Consider the following 19,857-nt stretch of genomic DNA (forward strand, 5'->3'; position numbering starts at 1 on the left):
TTTCCCCCGGCTTCAGTTGTGACCCTCGGCGAGGGCCTTCTCGGTGGCGGCGCGGACGGCCGCCTCGGTCTCCCCGGTGAGGGGGAAGCGGGGCGGACGGGTGGCGCCCCCGGGGCGTCCCGCGAGGTCCATGGAGAGCTTGATGGCCTGGACGAACTCGGTCTTGGAGTCCCAGCGCAGCAGCGAGTGCAGGGACTTGTAGAGGGGCAGCGCGGTGGCCAGGTCCCCGGCGACGGCGGACCGGTAGAGCTCGGCGCAGGAGCGCGGCAGGGCGTTGGGGTAGCCGGCGATCCAGCCGACCGCGCCCGCGAGGGCGAGTTCGAGGAGGACGTCGTCGGCGCCGATGAGCAGGTCGAGGCCCGGGGCGAGTTCGGCGATCTCGTACGCGCGGCGGACGTCCCCGCTGAACTCCTTGACGGCGACGATGCTCCCGTCGCCGTGCAGGCGGGCGAGCAGGCCGGGGGTCAGGTCCACCTTGGTGTCGATGGGGTTGTTGTACGCGACGACGGGCAGTCCGGCGCGGGCGACGTCGGCGTAGTGGGCGCGTACGGTCGCCTCGTCGGCCCGGAAGGCGTTGGGGGGCAGCAGGAGTACGGAGCCGGCCCCGGCCTCGGCGGCCTGGTCGGCCCAGCGGCGGGCCTCGGCGCTGCCGTACGCGGCGACGCCGGGCATGACGCGGGCGCCGTCGCCGGCCGCCTCGACGGCGGTACGGACCACGCGGGCCCGCTCCTCGTCGGTGAGGGTCTGGTACTCCCCGAGGGAGCCGTTGGGGACCACGCCGTCGCAGCCGTTGGCGATGAGCCAGGCCACGTGCTCGGCGTAGGCGTCGTGGTCGACCGTGAGGTCCTCGCGCAGGGGCAGCGCGGTGGCGACCATGATGCCGTGCCAGGGGCGGGTGCGGGTGTCCGCAGCGGCGGTGGGCGCGGCGGTGTGCGCGTCGGTCATGAGAGAGCTCCCTAGAGTGGTGTGTGACATTTTACTAGTGGGTGCGAGTCGGCCACAAGAGTCCCGACCCTCCGATCGATCCGCCCGGTCAGCCGTCCGCCGGGGGAAGTTCGGCGAGGTGGCGCAGTGGGACCGGGCAGGACAGGGGCCGCCGGTCGGGCGCGGGCCCGTCGCCGGCCAGGGCGGCGACCGCGGGCCCGCACATACGGCCCTGGCACCAGCCCATTCCCGCGCGGGTGAGGAGTTTGACCGTACGGGCGTCCCGCGCGCCGAGGTCGCGGACGGCCTCGCGGATCCGGCCGGCCGGGACCTCCTCGCAGCGGCACACGTCGGTGTCCTCGCGCAGCCACCCCGTCCACCCGTCGGCGGGGCGGTGGGCGGCGCCCATGGCCTCGGCGAAGGCGCGCAGGCGGGCGCGGCGGCGGAGCAGGGCGGTGGGCGCGGCCGGCCCGGCGGCGGCGCGGGCGCTGCCGGAACCGGCGCTGCCGGAACGGGTGGCGACGGCACGGGCCGCGACGGAGTGGGCCGCGACGGAGTGGGCGGCGACGGAGTGGGCGGCGACGGAGTGGGCCGCGATCTCCCCTTCGAGGAGCGCCAGTTGGGCGCCGCCGATGCCGCCGGTCTCGCCCGCCGACCAGACCCCGGGGACGGAGGTGCGCTGCTCGGCGTCGAGCGCGAGGGCGACGGTGCCGTCGGCGGCCCGCCGGGTGGCGCAGCCGAGGCCGGTCGCCAGCTCCAGCTGGGGGACGAGCCCGTGGCCCACGGCCACGGCGTCGCACGGGATCCGGCGCCCGGTGCCGGGCACGGGCCGCCAGTCCCGGTCCAGGCGGGCCACGGTGACGGCCTCGACCCGGTCGGTCCCGTGGGCCTCGGTCACGGCGTGCCGGGTGAGCAGGCGGATGTGGCGGCGCAGCAGGGCGCTGCCGTAGGTGGCGCCTTCGGCCAGCTTGCCGGGGTTGCGGAGCAGGGCGGGGACGTGGCCGGCGTACGCGGTGTACGCGGCGGCCTCGACCACCGCCGGCACCCGGGCCCCGGCGGCCGCGAGGGAGCCGGCGACGGCGAGCAGCAGCGGGCCGCTCCCGGCGACGACGACGCGCCGGCCGGGCAGCACGAGCCCGCTCTTGAGCATGGCCTGCGCCCCACCGGCCCCGACCACGCCGGGGAGGGTCCAGCCGGGGAAGGGCAGTTGGCGCTCGTAGGACCCGGTGGCCAGGAGCACGGCCCGGGCGTGCAGGGTGTCGGCCGCCTCGTCGGGACCGGTTCCGGCGAGGGCGTGCAGGGTCCAGCCGCCGCGGCCGTCCGGGACCACGGTCCAGACGTGGTGGGAGGGGAGGTACGTGATGCGGCCGGCCGACCGGTGGGCCCGGAGGGCGGCTTCGCGCTCGGCGAAGGCGGACCACCCGTGGTGCAGGGCTTCGGGGCGCGCGGCCCCGAGCCCCGGCGCGGGGTGGCGGTAGTACTGGCCGCCGGGGCGCTCCCCCGCGTCGAGGAGGGTGACCCGGAGCCCGAGGCCGGCGGCGGTGACGGCGGCGGCCAGTCCGGCGGGGCCGGCTCCCACGACGGCGAGGTCAGTTGCCGGGTTCGGCTTCGGCACGGCCGGTTCCCTCCTGGGTGGTGACGGTGTCCCCGGGGCGGGCGGGGACGAGGCAGGCGCGCTGATTGGGGCGGCCGTTGACGGTGACGAGGCAGTCGTAGCAGCTGCCGATCCCGCAGAACGCCCCGCGCGGGGCGCCGCCTTGGCGGGTGGTCCGCCAGGCGAGGATCCCGGCGCCCCACAGCACGGCGGCGATGCTCTGGCCCGCCTGGGCGGTGAGCTCGCGGCCGTCGAAGCGCAGCACGTACGTGGCCGAGGGGGCTCCGCCGACGAGGTTTCGGGGGGTGCGGCTCATGGGCGGCTCTCCTTGGGCGGGTACGGGCGGTGGGCCGGTGACGGGTTCCGCGGCGCGGGCCCGCTGCCCGTCCCGCCGCACCTCTCCCTCCCGGCGGCTCCGCCCCGGACCCCGCGGCGGGGCTTCAGGCCGGCGCCGGTCACCGGGCGGGGTCCGGGTCGGCGGACGGGGCGAAGCGGTCCGGCCGGAAGGGGTGTCCGGGGAGCGGGGGTTGCGCGCCGGTGAGGGCCGCCGCGATCAGGAGGCCCGTGGCGGGGGCCAGGCCGATGCCCGCACCCTCGTGGCCGCAGGCGTGCAGCAGCCCCGGGACCCGCGGGTCCGGTCCGATCGCCGGGAGGTGGTCGGGGAGGTAGGGACGGAAGCCGTGGTAGGTGCGCAGCACCCGGGCGTCCGCCAGGACGGGGAACAGCGCCGCCGCCTGCCCGGCGAGCCGGCGCAGGGCCTCCACCGACAGGGAGCGGTCGAAGCCGACCCGCTCCCGCGTCGCACCGATCAGCACGGGCCCCGACGGGGTGCCCTCGACCACCGCCGAGGACTGGAGGGACGCCGAACCGCTGGCGACGTCCGCGATGTAGTCGGCGGCGTAGACCTTGTGCCGGACCAGCCGCGGCAGCGGCTCCGTCACCAGGACGAACCCGCGGCGCGGGAGCACCGGCAAGGTCACCCCGGCCAGTTCCGCGATGCGCCCGCCCCAGGTGCCGGCCGCGTTCACCACCGCCGGCGCGAGGAGTTCACCGCCACGCGTGCGCACACCGCGTACGCCCGCCGGCCCGGTCAGGATCGCGGTCACCTCCTCCCCCAGGTGGACCGAGGCGCCCGATGCGGCCAGCAGTCTCGCCGCCGCCTGGGCCGGGTGGACCTGGGCGTCCTGCGGGTACAGGAATCCGCCGGCCGGGCCCCGGGCCAGATGGGGTTCCAGCTCGCGGAGTTCTCCGGGCCCCGCCTCGACGGCTTCGACCCCGCAGGTGCGCTGTCCCTCGGCGAACTTCCGCAGGGCGGCCAGCGAAGCCTCGTCCGGGGCGACGACGAGCCCGCCCTTGGCCTCGTACTCGATCTCCTGCGGGAGGGTGGCGGCGAGTTCGCGCCACAGGCCCGCCGACAGCAGGGCCAGGTCGAGTTCCGGGCCGGCCTCCTTGTCGGAGACGAGCAGGTTGCCCTCGCCGGCCCCCGTCGTACCGCCCGCGACGGGGCCGCGGTCGACGACGGCGACGGAGAGTCCGGAGCGGGCCGCGTAGTAGGCGATCGCGGCGCCGACGACGCCGGCGCCGATGATCACGACGTCCAGGGGATGTCTCTTGGGCACGGCAGTAATATGTCACATTCTTCAGGAGGTGCCTAGACGCCGCCGAGGTCCGGCGGCCGGTCCCGCCCCCGCTTGCGGAAGGGACCGGCCGCCGTCGCCGGTCAGCTGCGCAGCGGGCCCTCGCAGCTGTAGCTCGACGTGCCCGCCTTGTGGTCGGTCCAGATCTCCACGGGGCTGAAGGAGCAGTTCATGTCGGCCAGGTTGTTGGAGGCCGCGCCCGCCCGGTCGAGGATGAAGTAGTCCACCGTCTCCGACATGTCCTTGAAGTTCTGGTCGTCGCTGCGCCAGTTCTTCAGGTTGGCGGTGATCCGGCCGGTACAGGTGAACCGGCGCTTGCCGGAGTCGCCGTTCTCCACGCAGTCCGGGGTGTTGTACGTGGCCGTCGCGAAGGCCGACTTCACGGATCCCAGCGCCGCGTCGCGCAGCTGGTCGTTGGGCGTGTAGCTGGTGTTCGGCACGTACAGCTGGTCGACCTTGGCGATCTGCGCGTCCAGGAAGCGGTTGTAGTCGCGCTGGAGGTAGGTGTCCGCGCCCATGCGGTGGCGCCAGGCGTCGTACCCGGCCACGTCGTTGGCCCGCAGGTGGGTGTACATCTCGCGCAGCAGCGAGGGCTTCTCGGTCCACAGGAACTCGAAGAAGGTGCCCGCGTAGTTGTAGAAGCGGAAGCCGTCGCCGTCGTACGTCGCGTTCAGCAGCTGCTCGACCGTCATCCGCGGGCCGCCGCCGGCCGTGTCGGCCATGACGCCCTTGACCAGGGACTTGCGGACGGCGATGCCGTTGTCGCGGGTGGCGCCGTCGAAGAACTCGGCCGTGCCCTCGTCCATGGCGGTCGTCCGGTCGCCCTCGTACCAGGGGCCCTCGCCGAAGAACCCGGGGACGGCGAAACGGCCGTTGAGGTAGTGCGTGTACTCGTGCCGGAAGAGCTCTTCGAGGGTGAGGGAGGAGTCCTGCGGGACACGGCGCTGGTACGTGTAGAACGTGGCGCCGTTCTCGATGTACATGCCGCCGTTCTCCGTGCCGTATCCGTACAGCATCGTCTGGTAGGTCACGTAGTCGGCGCGGGAGGCGTACAGCACGATGTTCAGCGTGGTGTTGGGGTCGCCGGCCAGCGGCTGGTCGGTCCCGACGACCCGGTGGAACTGCGTCTTGACCTGCTTGCTCGCGTAGTACAGCTGGTCGACGGTGGCCCGGTCCAGGGCCGTGCGGACCTTGATGCCGCCGTTGTCGTAGGTGTAGGTGTTCGGGAAGAGCATCTTCTCGATGTCCTCCTTGCACACCCCGTACTGCTTGCACGCGTTGTAGGTGTTCAGCCAGGAGACGATCTTGGCCCAGGGCTCGCTGCCGGTCCCGAAGGCGGACTTGACCGGCTCCAGCAGGCCGCCGAGGTCGGCGGATATCTGGTCCTGGAGTCCCTCGATCTGGCCGAAGCGGCCGTACTCGCCCAGCGCGTCGCGCACCACCCAGGCGTTGGTGGTGCCCTTGAGGTGGGTGTAGCCGGCGAAGGCCTTGAAGGCGGCCCGGTAGCCGGGGTCGGCCTTGGCGGCGGCCTGGAAGGCGGCGTCCTGGTTGCCCGGGTACACACCGAGGTAGTTGACCGTGAGGGCCGCGAGGGCGGCGCCGCCCCAGTTCGCGTCGCCGCTGGTGGCGGGGTGCGAGGCGTCCAGGGTGGTCAGGACCTTCTTGATCAGTCCGAGCTGGGTCTGGCGCATGCCGGGGCCGGTGGAGTAGAGGGCCTCGCGCAGGGTCCGGGCGTTGGAGGCGGTGGCGTCGAAGGTGCGGGCCGCGTTGCCGAAGTCGGTGACGGCCCGGCTCATGACGGCGGCGGTCGCGGCGTCCGTCAGGTCGATCTCCTCGCGCGAGAAGTCGTGGTAGACGGCCGCGTGGAGGTAGGTGAACATCTCCTCCAGGTGGGAGGAGTTACGGCCGTCGTGCGCGGCGGCCAGGCCGGATATCCGGCGGGCGACGGCCTGGACGTGCGCGTCGTCCATGACGGGTGCGAGGCGGGCGTCCCAGGTCCAGATCAGCCCGCGCAGACAGCCGTCGGCGGTGACGGCCGGGTCGGCGAGGAAGTCGGCGAGCTGCTCCGGGCTCAGGCCCGTGATCCCGTCGAGGGTGCAGGGGACGCCCGCGGCGACGCTGCGCGCCGTGGGCGCGGCCTGGACGGCGGCGCGCTCGCGGCTCTTCTCACCGCGCTCGGTGAGGTGCGCGGCCGGGGCGGCGGCCGGGGCGGCGCCGGGGACGCGGCCGTCGGCGGCCAGCCCGCCCGGAGCCTGGGCCGTCGCCGGCGCGGCCTCCTTGGGCGAGGCGAGGTGGTCGACCTCGTCGAACGGGTTCGCGCCGGGAGCGCCGGAGGTGAAGGTGCCGGGCACGGCGGCCGGGGCGGGCGCGGCCACGGGGGCCCGGTCCGCGGTCTGGGACACGGCCTGGCCGGCGGAGGCGAGGAGCGTGACGGCGACGGCGGCGGAGAGGAGGGACGTACGCACAGCTCTGTGCTGGGACACCAAGAACTCCTGGTTGGGAAGGGAGGTGGGGGAAGTGGTGCGCGAATACATGAAATGTCTGAACTGCCCTGCGTCACCCGGCGTTTGACGGGGATTAACGTGCCGCGGTGTGAGCTGTAACATAGTAATGTGAAATTGCACTGACAAGACCTGTGCGCCCACCAGTTCGCACCTTCTTGAGGGAGCCCCGATGACCGACACCCCCTCCCGACTCAACATCGGCAGCCACGACCTCCCGGTATCACCGGAGTTGTCCCGCTTCATGGCCGCCGACTGGGCGCCGTCCCCCCTCCCCGACACCGCGCGGGTGTCCGCGTACGAGGTCACCCCGGTCCGGCGCGAGCGGCTCTCGGCGCGCTTCCCGGGGGAGCGGCTGATCATCCCGGCCGGCGAACTCAAGGTCCGCACCAACGACTGCGACCACCGCTTCCGCCCGCACAGCGCGTACGCCTGGCTGACCGGGCTGACCGGCGAGGACCAGGTGGGCCACGTCCTGGTCCTGGAGCCCTCCGGCCCGCACGGCCACGAGCCCGTGCTGTACCTGCGCCCCCGCTCCCCGCGCTCCGGCGGCAACGAGGAGTTCTACCGGGACCGCCGCTACGGGGAGTTCTGGGTCGGCCGCCGCCCCGACCTGGCCGAGGCCGAGCGGCTGACCGGCCTGCGCTGCGCCCACCTGGACGATCTCGGCTCCCCGGCGGGCCGCGACGCCGCCACCGACACCGAACTGGCCGCCGCCCTGTCGGAGCTGCGCCTGGTGAAGGACGCCTGGGAGGTCGGGCAGCTCCAGCTCGCCGTCGACCACACCGCCGCCGGTTTCGAGGACGTCGTACGGGCGCTGCCGCGCGCCCTGGCGCACCCGCGCGGCGAGCGGTGGATCGAGGGGGTGTTCGGCCTGCGCGCGCGGGCGGAGGGCAACGGCACCGGGTACGACACGATCGCCGCCTCGGGCGCGCACGCGTGCGTGCTGCACTGGATCCGCAACGACGGCCGGCTCGACCGCGGCGATCTGCTGCTGCTGGACGCGGGCGTGGAGACCGACAGCCTCTACACCGCGGACATCACGCGCACCCTCCCGCTGTCGGGGCGGTTCTCCCCCGTCCAGCGGCAGGTGTACGAACTGGTCCTGGCCGCGCAGGACGCGGGCATCGCGGCGCTGCGCCCGGGCGCCAGCTTCCGGGACTTCCACCGGGCCGGGATGCGGGTGATCGCGGAGGGGCTGGCGGAGTGGGGCGTCCTGAAGGACGCGCGGGGCGATCTGCACCGGCGGTACACGCTGTGCAGCAGCGGTCACATGCTGGGGCTCGACGTCCACGACTGCGCGAAGGCGCGCGCGGAGACCTACCTGGACGGGGTGCTGGAGGAGGGCCAGGTGCTGACGGTCGAGCCGGGCCTGTACCTCCAGCCGGACGACGAGACCCTGCCGCCGGAGCTTCGGGGCATCGGCGTGCGCATCGAGGACGACCTGGTCATCACGGCGGAGGGCGCCCGGCTGATGTCGGGCGCCCTGCCCCGCACGGTCGCGGGGATCGAGGAGTGGATGGGGAACCTGCTCGCCGGCTGAGCAACCGCGGACGGAACGGGTCCTGCCTGCCTTCGGGCAGGCAGGACCCGTGTCCCGCGTGGCTGGATCTAGTGGCCCCCGCCTCCACCACCGCCGCCACCGCCGCCGTTGCCGCCACCACCGCCGCCGTTGCCTCCGCCGCCGCCACCGTCGCCACCGCCGCCGCCGTCGTGGCCACCGCCACCGCCACCACCGTCGCCGCCGCCGTTGCCACCGCCGCCGCCACCGTCGTGGCCGCCACCGCCACCGTCGCCGCCGTAACCGCCGCGGCCGGATCCGTTGTCGCTCCAGCCGTTGTCGTGGCCACCGCTCCAGTTGTTGTCGTTGCGGTTGTCATGGCCCGAGCGACTGTCGTTCCAGCGGCCGTTGTTCCAGTTGTCGTTCCAGTTGGCGTTGTTGTGACGGCCGTTGTTCCACGAGTCGTCGTCCCAGCACCAGCTGGGCCGCTCGTTCCAGTTGTTCCAGCGCGAGGAGTCGCAGCAGTCACGCCAGTTGTTGTGCGAGCGCCAGTCGTCGGAGCACCAACCGGAGTTGTTCTGCTGGGTCTGCGGCAGACCTGCGGCAACCGCTCCGCCGACAGGCATCAGACCGAGCGCGACGCCCGCGGCTCCTGCCACGATCGTCGCGGTGATGACACGGCGCATGACCATGCACCTCCGAGGATTGAGACATTCCTTACAAAAAGGTCATTCCCACCCTCACCCCTCCCCGGCCGACTGTCAAAGGCACCTGGTCAGCGCTGCGGCAACCAGAACTAGCCCGTACCGAGTACGGCGATACCGTCCAGTTCCACCAGGGCGGGCTCGTCCCAGAGCCGGACGACCCCGATGACGGCCATCGCCGGATAGTCCCGGCCGGCCAGCCGGCGCCAGATACGGCCCAGTTCGGGCGCGTGCACGCGGTACGCCTCCACGTCGACCGTGTACACGGTCACCCGGGCCAGGTCCGCCGGAGTGCCGCCCGCCGCGGCGAGGGCGGCCAGCAGGTTGCCCAGCGCGCGTTCGAACTGCCCGGGCAGGTCCTCCCCCACCACCTTGCCCTCGGTGTCGAGCGCGGTCTGGCCCGCCAGGAAGACGAGCCGGGTGCCGCTCGCGGCCACGGCGTGCGAGAAACCCGTCGCCGGGGAGAGCTCCGCCGGATTGATCCGCTCCAGGCTCACCGGTAGAGCTCCTTCGCGATGATGGTGCGCTGGACCTCGCTGGCGCCCTCGTAGATCCTCGGCGCCCGGACCTCCCGGTACAGGTGCTCCAGCAGGTGGCCGCGCTGGAGGGCGACGGCCCCGTGCAGCTGCACCGCGTGGTCCACCACGTACTGGGCGGTCTCCGTCGCGAGCAGTTTGGCCATCGCCGACCGGCGCGGGACGTCCGGCGAGCCGGCGTCGTACGCGCCCGCCGCCGCGTACACCAGGAGCCGGGCGGCCTCGGTCCGGGTGGCCATCTCCGCCACCCGGTGGCCCACCGCCTGGAGGTCCCCCAGGACGCCGCCGAAGGCGCGGCGGGCCGCCGTGTACGCCAAGGTCGCGTCCAGGGCGGCCCGGGCCATGCCCACGGCGAAGGCGCCCACGCTGGGCCGGAACCGGTTCAGGGTGTCCATCGCCACGCGAAAGCCCCGGCCGGGCTCGCCGAGCAGGTCCTGCGGGCCCACCGGGACCCCGTCGAAGGACAGCCGCCCGATCGGATGCGGGGAGAGCATGTCCAGCGGCTCGCCGCAGAGCCCGGCCCGGTCGGCCGGGACCAGGAAGGCGGTGACCCCCTTGGCCGCGGGGCCCTCGCCCGTCCGGGCGAACACCGTGTAGAAGTCCGCTTCGGGGGCGTTGGAGATCCAGCACTTCTCCCCGCTGAGCCGCCAGCCGCCGCCGTCCCGGTCCGCCGCGCTCCCGGTGTCCCGTACGGCCTCCAGCGCCAGTGCCGCCGCGTCCGAGCCCGCCCCCGGCTCGCTCAGCGCGAAGGCGGCCACCGCCCGCCCGGCCCGTACCTCCGGCAGCCAGCGCGCCCGCTGCTCCTGCGTACCCGAGGCGAGCACCGGATGCGCCCCCAGGCCCTGCAGGGCGAGGGCCGTCTCCGCCTCCGTGCACCCGTACGCGAGGGATTCGCGGAGCAGGCAGAGCTCCAGCGCCCCCGAGGTGAAGACCCGCTCCAGCAGGCCCAGCTCGCCCAGCGCCGCGAGCAGCGGGCGGTTGACCCGCCCCGGCTCCCCCTTGTCGGCGAGCGGCCGCAGCCGCTCCGCCGCCAGCGCGCGCAGCTGCCCGCACCACTCCTCTTGTTCCGCCCCGAGCGCGAATCCGGTCATCCGAACATCCCCGCTTCTATCGCGTCCTGTTGACTGCCGTCACCATCACGATACGCTCGTACCGCACCCGCACGGCCCGCTCCGCCACTTCGGCCCCTCGCCCGGGGAGCCGCTGTCGTTGCAAGGGGGCGAACCCGCCTTGGAGCTCAAGCCTTCCGCCCACGCCGACACCTTCGCGCGCGATCATCTGCCGCCGCCGCACGCCTGGCCGCGGCTCCTCTTCGAGCTCCCCGAACTGGCCTACCCGGACCGGCTCAACTGCGGCGCGGAGCTGCTCGACGCCACCATCGACCGGTTCGGCCCGGACCGCCCCGCCTTCCGCAGCGGCACCGGCGAGGTGTGGTCGTACGGCGGGCTGCGGGCGCGCGTGGACCGCATCGCCCACGTGCTCACGGCCGACCTCGGCGTGGTCCCCGGGAACCGGGTGCTCCTGCGCGGCCCCACCGGGCCCTGGCTCGCCGCGTGCTGGCTGGCGGTGATGAAGGCGGGCGCGGTGGCGGTGACGGTCCTGGCCCAGCAGCGGGCGCAGGAGCTGGCCACGGTCTGCGCGATGGCCCGGGTAGGGCACGCGCTGTGTCACGCGGACGTGCTGGACGACCTGGCCAAGGCGGAGGTGCCCGGCCTGCGGATCACCCCGTACGGCGGGGAGGGCGCCGACGACCTGCTGCGGCTGGCCGACCGGTACCGGGCGCCCTTCCCCGCCGTGGAGACCTCCGCCGACGACGTGGCCCTGATCGCGTTCACCTCGGGGACCACCGGCCGCCCCAAGGGCTGCATGCACTTCCACCGCGATCTGCTCTCGGTCGCCGACACCTTCTCCCGCAACGTCCTGCGCCCCCGCCCCGACGACGTCTTCGCGGGCAGTCCGCCCCTCGGCTTCACCTTCGGGCTGGGCGGCCTGGTCGTCTTCCCGCTGCGGGCCGGGGCCTCGGCGCTCCTGCTCGACCAGGCGGTCCCGCGCCGGCTGCTGCCGGCCCTCGCCCAGCACCGGGTCTCGGTGCTGTTTACCGCGCCGACCGCGTACCGGGCGATGCTGGACGAGCTCGGGACGGGCGAGGTGGGCACGTACGACCTGTCCGCGCTGCGCCGCTGCGTCTCGGCGGGCGAGAACCTCCCGGCGGCCACCTGGCAGGCCTGGTACGAGCGCACCGGACTGCGCATCATCAACGGCATCGGCGCCACCGAGCTGCTGCACATCTTCATCTCCGCGGCCGACGAGGACATCCGCCCGGGGACGACCGGCCGCGTGGTGCCGGGCTGGCAGGCCCGGGTCGTGGACGCCTCCGGGCGGCCGGTCGCGGACAACGAGCCGGGGCTGCTGGCGGTGCGCGGCCCGGTGGGCTGCCGGTATCTGGCGGATCCGCGGCAGGAGGAGTACGTACGGGACGGCTGGAACCTGACCGGCGACACCTACGTCCGCGATCCGGAGGGCTACTTCCGGTACGTCGCCCGGGCCGACGACATGATCGTCTCGGCGGGCTACAACATCGCGGGCCCGGAGGTGGAGGAAGCCCTGATGCGCCACCCGGACGTGGTGGAGGCGGCGGTGGTGGGCCGCCCGGACGAGCGACGCGGGCAGATCGTGGTGGCGTACGCCGTCGTACGGGCGGGCGCGGAGCCGGACGAGGAGGCCCTGCGCGCGTTCATGCGGGCGGAGCTGGCCCCGTACAAGTGCCCGCGCGCCTTCGTCTTCCTCCCGGCCCTCCCCCGGACGGCGACGGGCAAACTGCAGCGCTTCCGGCTGCGCGACACCGCGAGCCCGGCCTGATCGACAAGCCTAGAGTGAACCCGTGGTCGAGCAGCACACTCCGCGATCTCTGATCGTCACGTTCTACGGCGCCTACGGGCGGTCCTTCGAGGGACCGGTCCCGGTGTCCGCGCTTGTCCGCCTGTTGGGGGCGGCCGGCGTGGACGCCCCGTCGGTCCGCTCGTCGGTGTCCCGGCTGAAGCGGCGCGGCTTCCTGCTGCCCCAGCGCGCCGCGGACGGCTCGGCGGGGTACGCGCTCTCCGCGGAGGCCCGGCAGCTGCTGGACGACGGCGACCGGCGGATCTACGGGCAGCGGGGCGCGGACCCGGCGGGGGAATGGCTGCTGGCGGTGTTCTCCGTACCGGAGCAGGAACGGCACAAGCGGCACCTGCTGCGCTCGCGGCTCGCGCGCCTGGGCTTCGGCGCGGTGGCGCCGGGGGTGTGGATCGCCCCGGCCCACCTGTACGAGGAGACCGGGCACACCCTGGACCGGCTGCACCTGACGGCGTACGTGGAGCTGTTCCGCGGCGGCCACCTGGGCTTCGCCCCGACCGCCGACGCGGTGGCCCGGTGGTGGGACCTGACCTCGCTGGCCAAGCAGCACGAGGAATTCCTCGACCTGCACGAGCCGGTGCTGCGCGCCCTGCAGTCGGGCCCGGCCCCCACCGCGGAGGAGGCCTACCGCGGCTACCTGCTCGCCCTGGACACCTGGCGGCGCCTGCCGTACGCCGACCCGGGCCTGCCCCGCGAACTGCTGCCCGCGGACTGGCCGGGCGACCGCGCGGCGGCGGTCTTCACGGAACTCCACGCCCGCCTCCGCGAACCCGGAGCGGCCTTCGTCGAACCCTAGCCCCGCCGCACCGGGGCCCGTCGTCAGCCGCGGCCGGTCGGGGGGGTGCGGCTGCCGGCCTGGTAGGGGGTGGGCCAGGGGGCGGCCGGGCCCGCGTAGGACTGTTCGGCGGCCGCGTGCAGGGTCCAGTGGGGGTCGTACAGGTGGGGGCGGCCCACGGCGCAGAGGTCCGCGCGGCCCGCCAGCAGGAGGGAGTTCACGTCGTCCCAGGAGGAGATCGCGCCGACGGCGATGACGGGGACGCCGAGCGCGTTGCGGATCCGGTCCGCGTAGGGGGTCTGGTACGAGCGCCCGTACTCGGGGCTCTCGTCCGCCACCACCTGCCCGGTCGACACGTCGATGGCGTCGGCGCCGTGCGCGGCGAAGGCGGCCGCGATGTCCACCGCGTCCTGGGCGGACGTCCCGCCGGGGGCCCAGTCGGTGGCCGAGATGCGGACGGTCATCGGCCGGTCCGCGGGCCAGACGGCGCGGACCGCGTCGAAGACCTCCAGCGGGAAGCGGAGCCGGTTCTCCAGGGGGCCGCCGTAGGCGTCCGTGCGGTGGTTGGTGAGCGGGGACAGGAAGCCGGACAGCAGGTAGCCGTGGGCGCAGTGCAGTTCCAGCAGGTCGAACCCGCAGCCCGCGGCCCGCACGGCGGCGGCCGCGAAATCGGAGCGGATCGAGGCGAGGTCCGCCTCGGTCAGTGCGCGCGGGACGGCCGAGACGCCCGGCCGGTAGGGCAGTTCCGAGGCGGCCACCAGCGGCCAGTTGCCTTCCGGGAGCGGGTCGTCCATGCCCTCCCACATCACCCGCGTCGAGCCCTTGCGGCCCGAGTGGCCGAGCTGGACGCCGAGGGCGGTGCCGGGCGCGGAGCCGTGCACGAAGTCGGCGATCCGGGTCCAGGCCCGCGCCTGCGCGGCCGTGTACAGGCCGGTGCAGCCGGGGGTGATGCGGCCCTCGGCCGATACGCAGACCATCTCGGTCATCACCAGGCCGGCTCCGCCGAGGGCCCGCGCCCCCAGGTGCACCAGGTGGAAGTCCCCGGGCGTCCCGTCGCCGTCCGGGGCGCTGTACATGTCCATCGGGGAGACCACGACCCGGTTGCGCAGGGTCAGCCCACGCAGCTTCAGCGGCGTGAACATCGGCGGGGTGTGCTCGTCCGGGCAGCCGAAGTCGCGTTCCACGGCCCGGGTGAACCGCTCGTCGCGCAGCCGCAGGTTGTCGTGGGTCACCCGGCGGCTGCGGGTGAGCAGGTTGAAGGCGAACTGCCGGGCGGGCTGGTCCACGTACCCTGCGAGTTCCTCGAACCAGCGCATGCTGGCGGCGGCGGCCCGCTGGGTCGAGGCCACCGCCGGCCGCCGGGCGGCTTCGTAGGCGGCGAGGGCGGCGGGTACGTCCGGCTCCGTGGCCACGGCCTCGGCCAGCGCGAGCGCGTCCTCCACCGCCAGCTTCGTGCCGGAGCCGATGGAGAAGTGCGCGGTGTGCGCCGCGTCCCCGAGCAGGACGACGTTCCCGTGCGACCACCGCTCGTTGACGACCGTACGGAACTCGGTCCACGCCGAGCGGTTGCCGTGCAGCGGGCGCCCGCGCAGGGCCTCGCCGAAGATCTTGGCGCAGCGCGCGGCCGACTCGGCCTCGTCGCACAGGTCGAAGCCGGCGGCGCGCCAGACGTCCTCGTGCATCTCCACGATGACGGTGGAAGCGTCCGCGGAGTACGGGTAGGCGTGCAGCTGCATGACGCCGTGCTCGGTCTCCGCGATCTCGAAGCGGAACGCGTCGAAGGCGAAGTCGGCGGCGAGCCAGATGTAACGGCACCGCCCGCTCGTGAGCGTCGGGCGGAAGTGCGCGGCGCCGCCCTGCCGGGTCGCGCTGTGCACCCCGTCGGCCGCGACGACCAGGTCGTACGAGGCCGCCAGGGCCGCGGCGGCGGGTGCGGGGGTGCGGAAGCGGAGCCTGACCCCGAGTCCGGCGCAGCGCTCGTGGAGGATCTCCAGCAGCCGCCGCCGGCCGAGGGCCGCGAAACCGTGCCCGCCGGAGGTCAGCAGCCGCCCCCGGTGCACGATGTCGATGTCGTCCCAGCGTACGAACTCGGCGCCGAGGGCCGCGTAGACCACCGTGTCGGCCCGTTCGATGCCGCCGAGGGTCTCGTCGGAGAGCACCACGCCGAAGCCGAAGGTGGCCTCGGGGGCGTTCTTCTCCCACACCTCCACCGTGTGGCCCTGGCGGGCCAGCAGCGCGGCGGCGTACAGGCCCCCGGGCCCGCCGCCGACGACGGCGACCCGCAATGCGCTGCCTGCCCGCATGGCGCTACCTGCCCTTCCACTCCGGCGGCCGCTTCCCGGTGAAGGCGGCGTGGAACTCGGCGTAGTCCCGGCCGTTCATCAGCAGGGCCTGGGTGTTGGCGTCGAGCTCGACCGAGGCCGCGAGCGGCATGTCGAGTTCGGCGGTCAGCAGTGCCTTGGTCTGCGCGTAGGCGAGGGCCGGCCCGGCGGCGAGGTGGGCGGCGAGCTCGGCGGCCCGTACGCCGGCCTTGCCCTCCTCGGTGACCTCGCTGAGCAGGCCGATGCGCTCGGCCTCCGGTGCGCGGACGGCCTCTCCGAGCATCAGCAGCCGGGTCGCGTGGCCGAGGCCGACGACGCGGGGCAGCAGGTACGCGGCGCCCATGTCCCCGCCGGAGAGGCCGACGCGGGTGAAGAGGAACGCGAAACGGGCGGTGGGGTCGGCGATGCGGAAGTCGGAGGCGAGGGCGAGGACGGCCCCGGCGCCCGCGGCGACCCCGTGTACGGCGGCGATCACCGGGAAGGGGCATTCTCGGATGGCGCGGACCACCTGGCCGGTCATCCGGTTGAAATCGAGGAGCTGGGAGGTGTCCATGGCGAGGGTGGCGCCGATGATCTCGTCGACGTCCCCGCCGGAGCAGAAGCCGCGCCCCTCGCCGCCGAGGACGAGGGCGCGCACGGTGCGCTCGCGGGAGAGCTCGGCGAGCAGGTCGCGCAGGTCGGCGTAGGCGCCGAAGGTGAGGGCGTTGAGTTTCTCGGGGCGGTCGAGGGTGACGGTGGCCACGCCGTCCTGCCGGGTCACCCGCAGGTGGCGCCACCGTTCGGTCGCTGCTGTGGAACCGATGAAGGGGCTCACGTGATCGACGGTATCACTGCATCGTGACTGCCGTCACAGAAACGCGACACAAGGGTGAGGGCCGGCTCCCGCCGACACGGGGTCGAAGGCTCCGGCGTCGAAGGTCCCGGCACGCCGTGACCTACGTCCCTTGCGCGGGCGCCGGGGTGCCCTGCGGAACTTCTGAGGCACTCCGTATCGTTGAAAGCGGAAGTTCCCCCTCCCCCCGGCCCCTGCCCCTGCCCCTGCTCCTGCTCCCGGAACGGACGGTCCCCGCATGCCCGACGTCTCCGCCTGGCGGATCCCGCTGCCCCGCACGCCTGCCGCCGTGCCGATCGCCCGCGCCCTCGTCCGTACGGCGCTCACCGACGTGCCCGTCGTGCACGCCGACAGCGACACGGCGGAGCTGCTGACCGCGGAACTGGTCGCCAACGCCGTGGAGCACACCGCCGGGGACGCCCCGATCGAGCTGGTCGTGGAGCTGCGGGCGAGCGGCTGCCAGGTCGAGGTCCACGACGGGGACCCGCGCCCGCCCGGCGTCCTGGGCGCGATCGCCGCCCAGGGCCCCCCGGGCACCCGTCTGGACGACCTGATGCCGGACCCCTGGCAGGAGCACGGCCGCGGGCTGCTGCTGATCCGCGCCCTCAGCTCGGCCTGCGGCCACCGCCCGACGGCGGACGGCAAGGCCGTCTGGTTCACCCTGGCGGCCCGGCCCGCATGAGTATGCGGAGCTGAGCGGTCCTAACCGGCGACCGGCGGGGCGAGGGTCGCGACGAGCACGGCCTTGATGGTGTGCAGCCGGTTCTCGGCCTCGTCGAAGACGACGGAGTGCGCGGATTCGAACACCTCGTCCGTCACCTCCAGCGAGTCCAGCCCGTGCCGCTCGTGGATCTCCCGGCCGACCTTGGTGCCCAGGTCGTGGAAGGCCGGCAGGCAGTGCAGGAACTTCACGTCCGGGTTGCCGGTCGCGCGCAGCACGTCCATCGTGACGGCGTACGGGGCCAGGGCGGCGATCCGCTCGTCCCAGACCTCCTTGGGCTCGCCCATGGACACCCACACGTCCGTGGCGACGAAGTCGGCCTGGGCCACGCCCTCGGCGACCTCCTCCGTCAGCGTGATCCGGGCCCCGCTGGCGGCCGCGAGCTCACGAGCCCGCGCGACCACGGCCTCGGCCGGCCAGTAGGCCTTCGGCGCGACGATGCGTACGTCCATGCCCAGCAGCGCGCCGGTGACCAGGTACGAGTTGCCCATGTTGAAGCGGGCGTCGCCGAGGTAGGCGAAGCAGACGCGCTCCAGCGGCTTGGCGCAGTGCTCGGTCATGGTGAGCACGTCGGCCAGCATCTGGGTGGGATGCCAGTCGTCGGTGAGGCCGTTGTAGACCGGCACGCCGGAGTGGGCCGCGAGCGCCTCGACGGCCTCCTGACTGTCCCCCCGGTACTCGATCGCGTCGAACATCCGGCCCAGCACCCGTGCCGTGTCCTTGACCGACTCCTTGTGGCCGATCTGGGAGCTGGCCGGGTCGAGGTAGGTGGTGTGCGCGCCCTGGTCGGCGGCGGCGACCTCGAACGCGCAGCGCGTGCGCGTCGAGGTCTTCTCGAAGACGAGCGCGATGTTCCTGCCCTGGAGGCGGCGCTGCTCCGCCCCGGCCTTCTTGGCCGCCTTCAGTTCGGCCGCGAGCTCGATCAGACCGCGGAACTCGGCGGCGGTGAAATCGAGCTCCTTGAGGAAACTGCGACCGACGAGGTCGGTGGCCATGGGGACACTCCAGGGATCACGCTGACAGGGGATGCTGGAAGTCTATACGATCCTTTGCATTGATATACAGAGGGGTCTCAGGCCGGATCCCGCTCCACCGGGCAGCTCATGCACCGCGGCCCGCCCCGCCCCCGCCCGAGCTCGCTGCCCGGGATCTCGATGACCTCGATCCCTTCCTTCCGCAGGTGGGTGTTGGTCGTCACGTTCCGCTCGTACGCCACCACCACCCCCGGCTCGACCGCCAGCACGTTGCAGCCGTCGTCCCACTGCTCGCGCTCCGCCGCGTGCACGTCCTGGGTCGCGGTCAGCACCCTGATCGAGTCCAGCCCGAGCGCCGCCGCGATCGCCCGGTGCATGTGCTCCGGCGGGTGGTCGGTCACCTTCAGCTCCTGGAGGCCCTCCCCCGGCTCGATCGTGTACGAGCGCAGCATGCCCAGGCCCGCGTACTGAGTGAACGTATCTCCGTCCACCATCGTCATCACCGTGTCCAGGTGCATGAAGGCCCGTCGCTTGGGCATGTCCAGCGCCACGATGGTGGTCGCCGACCCGGCCGCGAACAGGCCCCGCGCGAGCATCTCCACCGCCTGCGGCGTGGTCCGCTCGCTCATCCCGATCAGCACCGCGCCGTTCCCGATGACGAGCACGTCCCCGCCCTCGATGGTGGAGGGGTAGTCCGCCTGCCCCTGGGACCAGTAGTGGAAGGCCCCGGAGGAGGTGAAGAGCGGGTGGTGCTTGTAGATCGCCTCGAAGTGCACCGTCTCGCGCTGCCGGGCCGGCCAGCGCATGGCGTTGATGGACACCCCGTCGTAGATCCAGGCGGAGGTGTCCCTGGTGAACAGGTGGTTGGGCAGCGGCCCCAGCAGGAAGTCGTCCAGCTCCATCGCGTGGAAGCGGACCGACACCGGCTCCGCGTGCCGCTCCAGGTACTCGCGCTTGGTCATCCCGCCGATCAGCGCCTCGGCCAGCGCGGTCACCGGCAGCTGGTCGAAGACCGCGCGCAGGTGGTCGGTGGCGAGCGGACCGTACTCCTTCTCGTCGAACACCCGGTCCAGGACGAGGTGTCTGGCCTCCGGGACGTCCAGGGCCTCGCCCAAGAGGTCTCCGAAGAGGTGCACCTCGACTCCGCGGTCGCGCAGGACGTCGGCGAAACCGTCGTGTTCCTGACGGGCCCGGCGCACCCACAGCACGTCGTCGAAGAGCAGCGCGTCCTTGTTGCTCGGTGTGAGCCGCTTCAGCTCCAGATCGGGCCGGTGGAGGATGACGCGGCGAAGCCGCCCGGTCTCGGAGTCGACATGGAATCCCATGGCGTACACGTTCGCAGACCGGACGGCTTTTTGACCTGGCGTTCGCTCAGGAGACGCGGCACGGTCGGCGTCCCCCGCGGTCCCGGCGGCGCCGGCCGCGGTCAGCGCAGGCCGAGGAGCGCCGACGGGGCCCCGATCAGTTCCGGGGCGGTCAGGCCCAGCTTGGGGGTGGTCAGGTTGGGGATGCCGTAGTTGCTGCCGTCCGGCATCGTCAGCGGGGCGCCGACGACCGCGCCGGGGGTACGGGCGAGCACATCGGTGGCCGGGGCCTCCAGCGAACCCTCACCGTCCGTCTTCGGGTCGCCGAGCAGGTTCGGCACCGGCGTCCCGACCAGGGTGCTGCCGAGCTGGGTGGTGATCGGCATCGACGGGAGGATCGGGCTGGGGAGCAGATCTCCCGTGTGGTGCACGGGAACCTCCGGCGCGCCGACGACGGGCACCGGCACCGCGGTGGCCACGCGCGGGGCGTCCACGCCCAGCGTGGTCTTCACGGCGTCCAGGGGGACACCCACCGGCACCGAGTCGGCCACGGCCGGGGTGGCCGCGCCGGCCGCGGCCATACAGGTCATGAGTGCCGCAATGCTTCCGCGCGCGGTCATCTTCATAGGTGACGTTCCGTC

17 protein-coding genes are annotated in these 19,857 nt (G+C 73.7%); 4 read left to right on the forward strand and 13 right to left on the reverse strand.

What is annotated here, in order from left to right:
• Positions 1 to 12: 12 nt before the first annotated feature.
• The 5 genes from CP980_RS07835 to CP980_RS07855 all read right to left on the reverse strand — a co-directional run bounded on the left by CP980_RS07835 (position 13) and on the right by CP980_RS07855 (position 6,638).
• Positions 13 to 945 carry a dihydrodipicolinate synthase family protein gene (locus CP980_RS07835; protein WP_150527831.1) on the reverse strand — a complete coding sequence of 311 codons (933 nt, stop codon included), beginning with the start codon at positions 943 to 945 and terminating at the stop codon, positions 13 to 15.
• Between the two features lie 88 nt (positions 946 to 1,033).
• Positions 1,034 to 2,539 carry an FAD/NAD(P)-dependent oxidoreductase gene (locus CP980_RS07840; RefSeq protein WP_229907193.1) on the reverse strand — a complete coding sequence of 502 codons (1,506 nt, stop codon included), beginning with the start codon at positions 2,537 to 2,539 and terminating at the stop codon, positions 1,034 to 1,036.
• Positions 2,514 to 2,834 carry a (2Fe-2S)-binding protein gene (locus tag CP980_RS07845; protein ID WP_132759111.1) on the reverse strand — a complete coding sequence of 107 codons (321 nt, stop codon included), beginning with the start codon at positions 2,832 to 2,834 and terminating at the stop codon, positions 2,514 to 2,516. The genes CP980_RS07840 and CP980_RS07845 overlap by 26 nt, the downstream gene beginning before the upstream one ends.
• A 139-nt stretch (positions 2,835 to 2,973) precedes the next feature.
• Positions 2,974 to 4,137, reverse strand: coding sequence for an NAD(P)/FAD-dependent oxidoreductase (locus CP980_RS07850; protein ID WP_132759112.1), 1,164 nt, complete (start codon positions 4,135 to 4,137; stop codon positions 2,974 to 2,976).
• 101 nt (positions 4,138 to 4,238) lie between these two features.
• The gene (locus CP980_RS07855; protein WP_150527833.1) at positions 4,239 to 6,638 is read right to left on the reverse strand and encodes a collagenase; all 2,400 of its coding nucleotides are present in this window, start codon (positions 6,636 to 6,638) and stop codon (positions 4,239 to 4,241) included.
• Between the two features lie 190 nt (positions 6,639 to 6,828).
• On the opposite strand from CP980_RS07855, the gene CP980_RS07860 reads away from it, so the two are divergent.
• Entirely contained in the window at positions 6,829 to 8,199 is a 1,371-nt protein-coding gene (locus tag CP980_RS07860) for an aminopeptidase P family protein (protein WP_150527834.1), read from the forward strand.
• Between the two features lie 68 nt (positions 8,200 to 8,267).
• On the opposite strand, the gene CP980_RS35520 is transcribed toward CP980_RS07860, so the two are convergent.
• From CP980_RS35520 to CP980_RS07875, 3 genes are all read right to left on the reverse strand, one after another.
• Entirely contained in the window at positions 8,268 to 8,843 is a 576-nt protein-coding gene (locus CP980_RS35520; RefSeq protein ID WP_189998945.1) for a hypothetical protein, read from the reverse strand.
• Positions 8,844 to 8,953: 110 nt separating this feature from the next.
• A complete protein-coding gene (locus CP980_RS07870) occupies positions 8,954 to 9,358 on the reverse strand; it encodes a RidA family protein (protein WP_132759115.1) in 405 nt (134 codons plus the stop codon).
• Positions 9,355 to 10,488 carry an acyl-CoA dehydrogenase family protein gene (locus CP980_RS07875; RefSeq protein WP_150527835.1) on the reverse strand — a complete coding sequence of 378 codons (1,134 nt, stop codon included), beginning with the start codon at positions 10,486 to 10,488 and terminating at the stop codon, positions 9,355 to 9,357. The genes CP980_RS07870 and CP980_RS07875 overlap by 4 nt, the downstream gene beginning before the upstream one ends.
• 139 nt (positions 10,489 to 10,627) lie before the next feature.
• On the opposite strand from CP980_RS07875, the gene CP980_RS07880 reads away from it, so the two are divergent.
• Positions 10,628 to 12,256 (forward strand): AMP-binding protein, encoded by a 1,629-nt coding sequence (locus CP980_RS07880; protein WP_132759117.1) that lies wholly within the window; start codon positions 10,628 to 10,630, stop codon positions 12,254 to 12,256.
• Between the two features lie 22 nt (positions 12,257 to 12,278).
• On the forward strand, positions 12,279 to 13,085 hold the full coding sequence (locus tag CP980_RS07885) for a PaaX family transcriptional regulator (RefSeq protein ID WP_132759118.1): 807 nt from the start codon (positions 12,279 to 12,281) through the stop codon (positions 13,083 to 13,085).
• A gap of 23 nt (positions 13,086 to 13,108) precedes the next feature.
• Here the strand turns inward: CP980_RS07885 and CP980_RS07890 are convergent, their stop codons facing one another.
• Both CP980_RS07890 and CP980_RS07895 read right to left on the reverse strand, forming a co-directional pair.
• On the reverse strand, positions 13,109 to 15,367 hold the full coding sequence (locus tag CP980_RS07890) for a bifunctional salicylyl-CoA 5-hydroxylase/oxidoreductase (protein ID WP_150527836.1): 2,259 nt from the start codon (positions 15,365 to 15,367) through the stop codon (positions 13,109 to 13,111).
• Between the two features lie 4 nt (positions 15,368 to 15,371).
• Positions 15,372 to 16,199 carry an enoyl-CoA hydratase family protein gene (locus tag CP980_RS07895; protein WP_099889031.1) on the reverse strand — a complete coding sequence of 276 codons (828 nt, stop codon included), beginning with the start codon at positions 16,197 to 16,199 and terminating at the stop codon, positions 15,372 to 15,374.
• 256 nt (positions 16,200 to 16,455) lie between these two features.
• Here CP980_RS07895 and CP980_RS07900 point away from each other — a divergent pair, with 256 nt between their 5' ends.
• Positions 16,456 to 16,899 carry an ATP-binding protein gene (locus CP980_RS07900; RefSeq protein ID WP_132759120.1) on the forward strand — a complete coding sequence of 148 codons (444 nt, stop codon included), beginning with the start codon at positions 16,456 to 16,458 and terminating at the stop codon, positions 16,897 to 16,899.
• A gap of 20 nt (positions 16,900 to 16,919) precedes the next feature.
• Here the strand turns inward: CP980_RS07900 and argF are convergent, their stop codons facing one another.
• The 3 genes from argF to CP980_RS07915 all read right to left on the reverse strand — a co-directional run bounded on the left by argF (position 16,920) and on the right by CP980_RS07915 (position 19,806).
• Positions 16,920 to 17,933, reverse strand: coding sequence for an ornithine carbamoyltransferase (gene argF, locus CP980_RS07905; RefSeq protein ID WP_132759121.1), 1,014 nt, complete (start codon positions 17,931 to 17,933; stop codon positions 16,920 to 16,922).
• A gap of 77 nt (positions 17,934 to 18,010) precedes the next feature.
• Positions 18,011 to 19,237 carry an arginine deiminase gene (locus CP980_RS07910; protein ID WP_165937355.1) on the reverse strand — a complete coding sequence of 409 codons (1,227 nt, stop codon included), beginning with the start codon at positions 19,235 to 19,237 and terminating at the stop codon, positions 18,011 to 18,013.
• Between the two features lie 101 nt (positions 19,238 to 19,338).
• Entirely contained in the window at positions 19,339 to 19,806 is a 468-nt protein-coding gene (locus CP980_RS07915; protein WP_229907194.1) for a hypothetical protein, read from the reverse strand.
• Positions 19,807 to 19,857 lie beyond the last annotated feature (51 nt).

It is taken from the genome of Streptomyces vinaceus, from assembly GCF_008704935.1.
Lineage (GTDB): Bacteria > Actinomycetota > Actinomycetes > Streptomycetales > Streptomycetaceae > Streptomyces > Streptomyces vinaceus.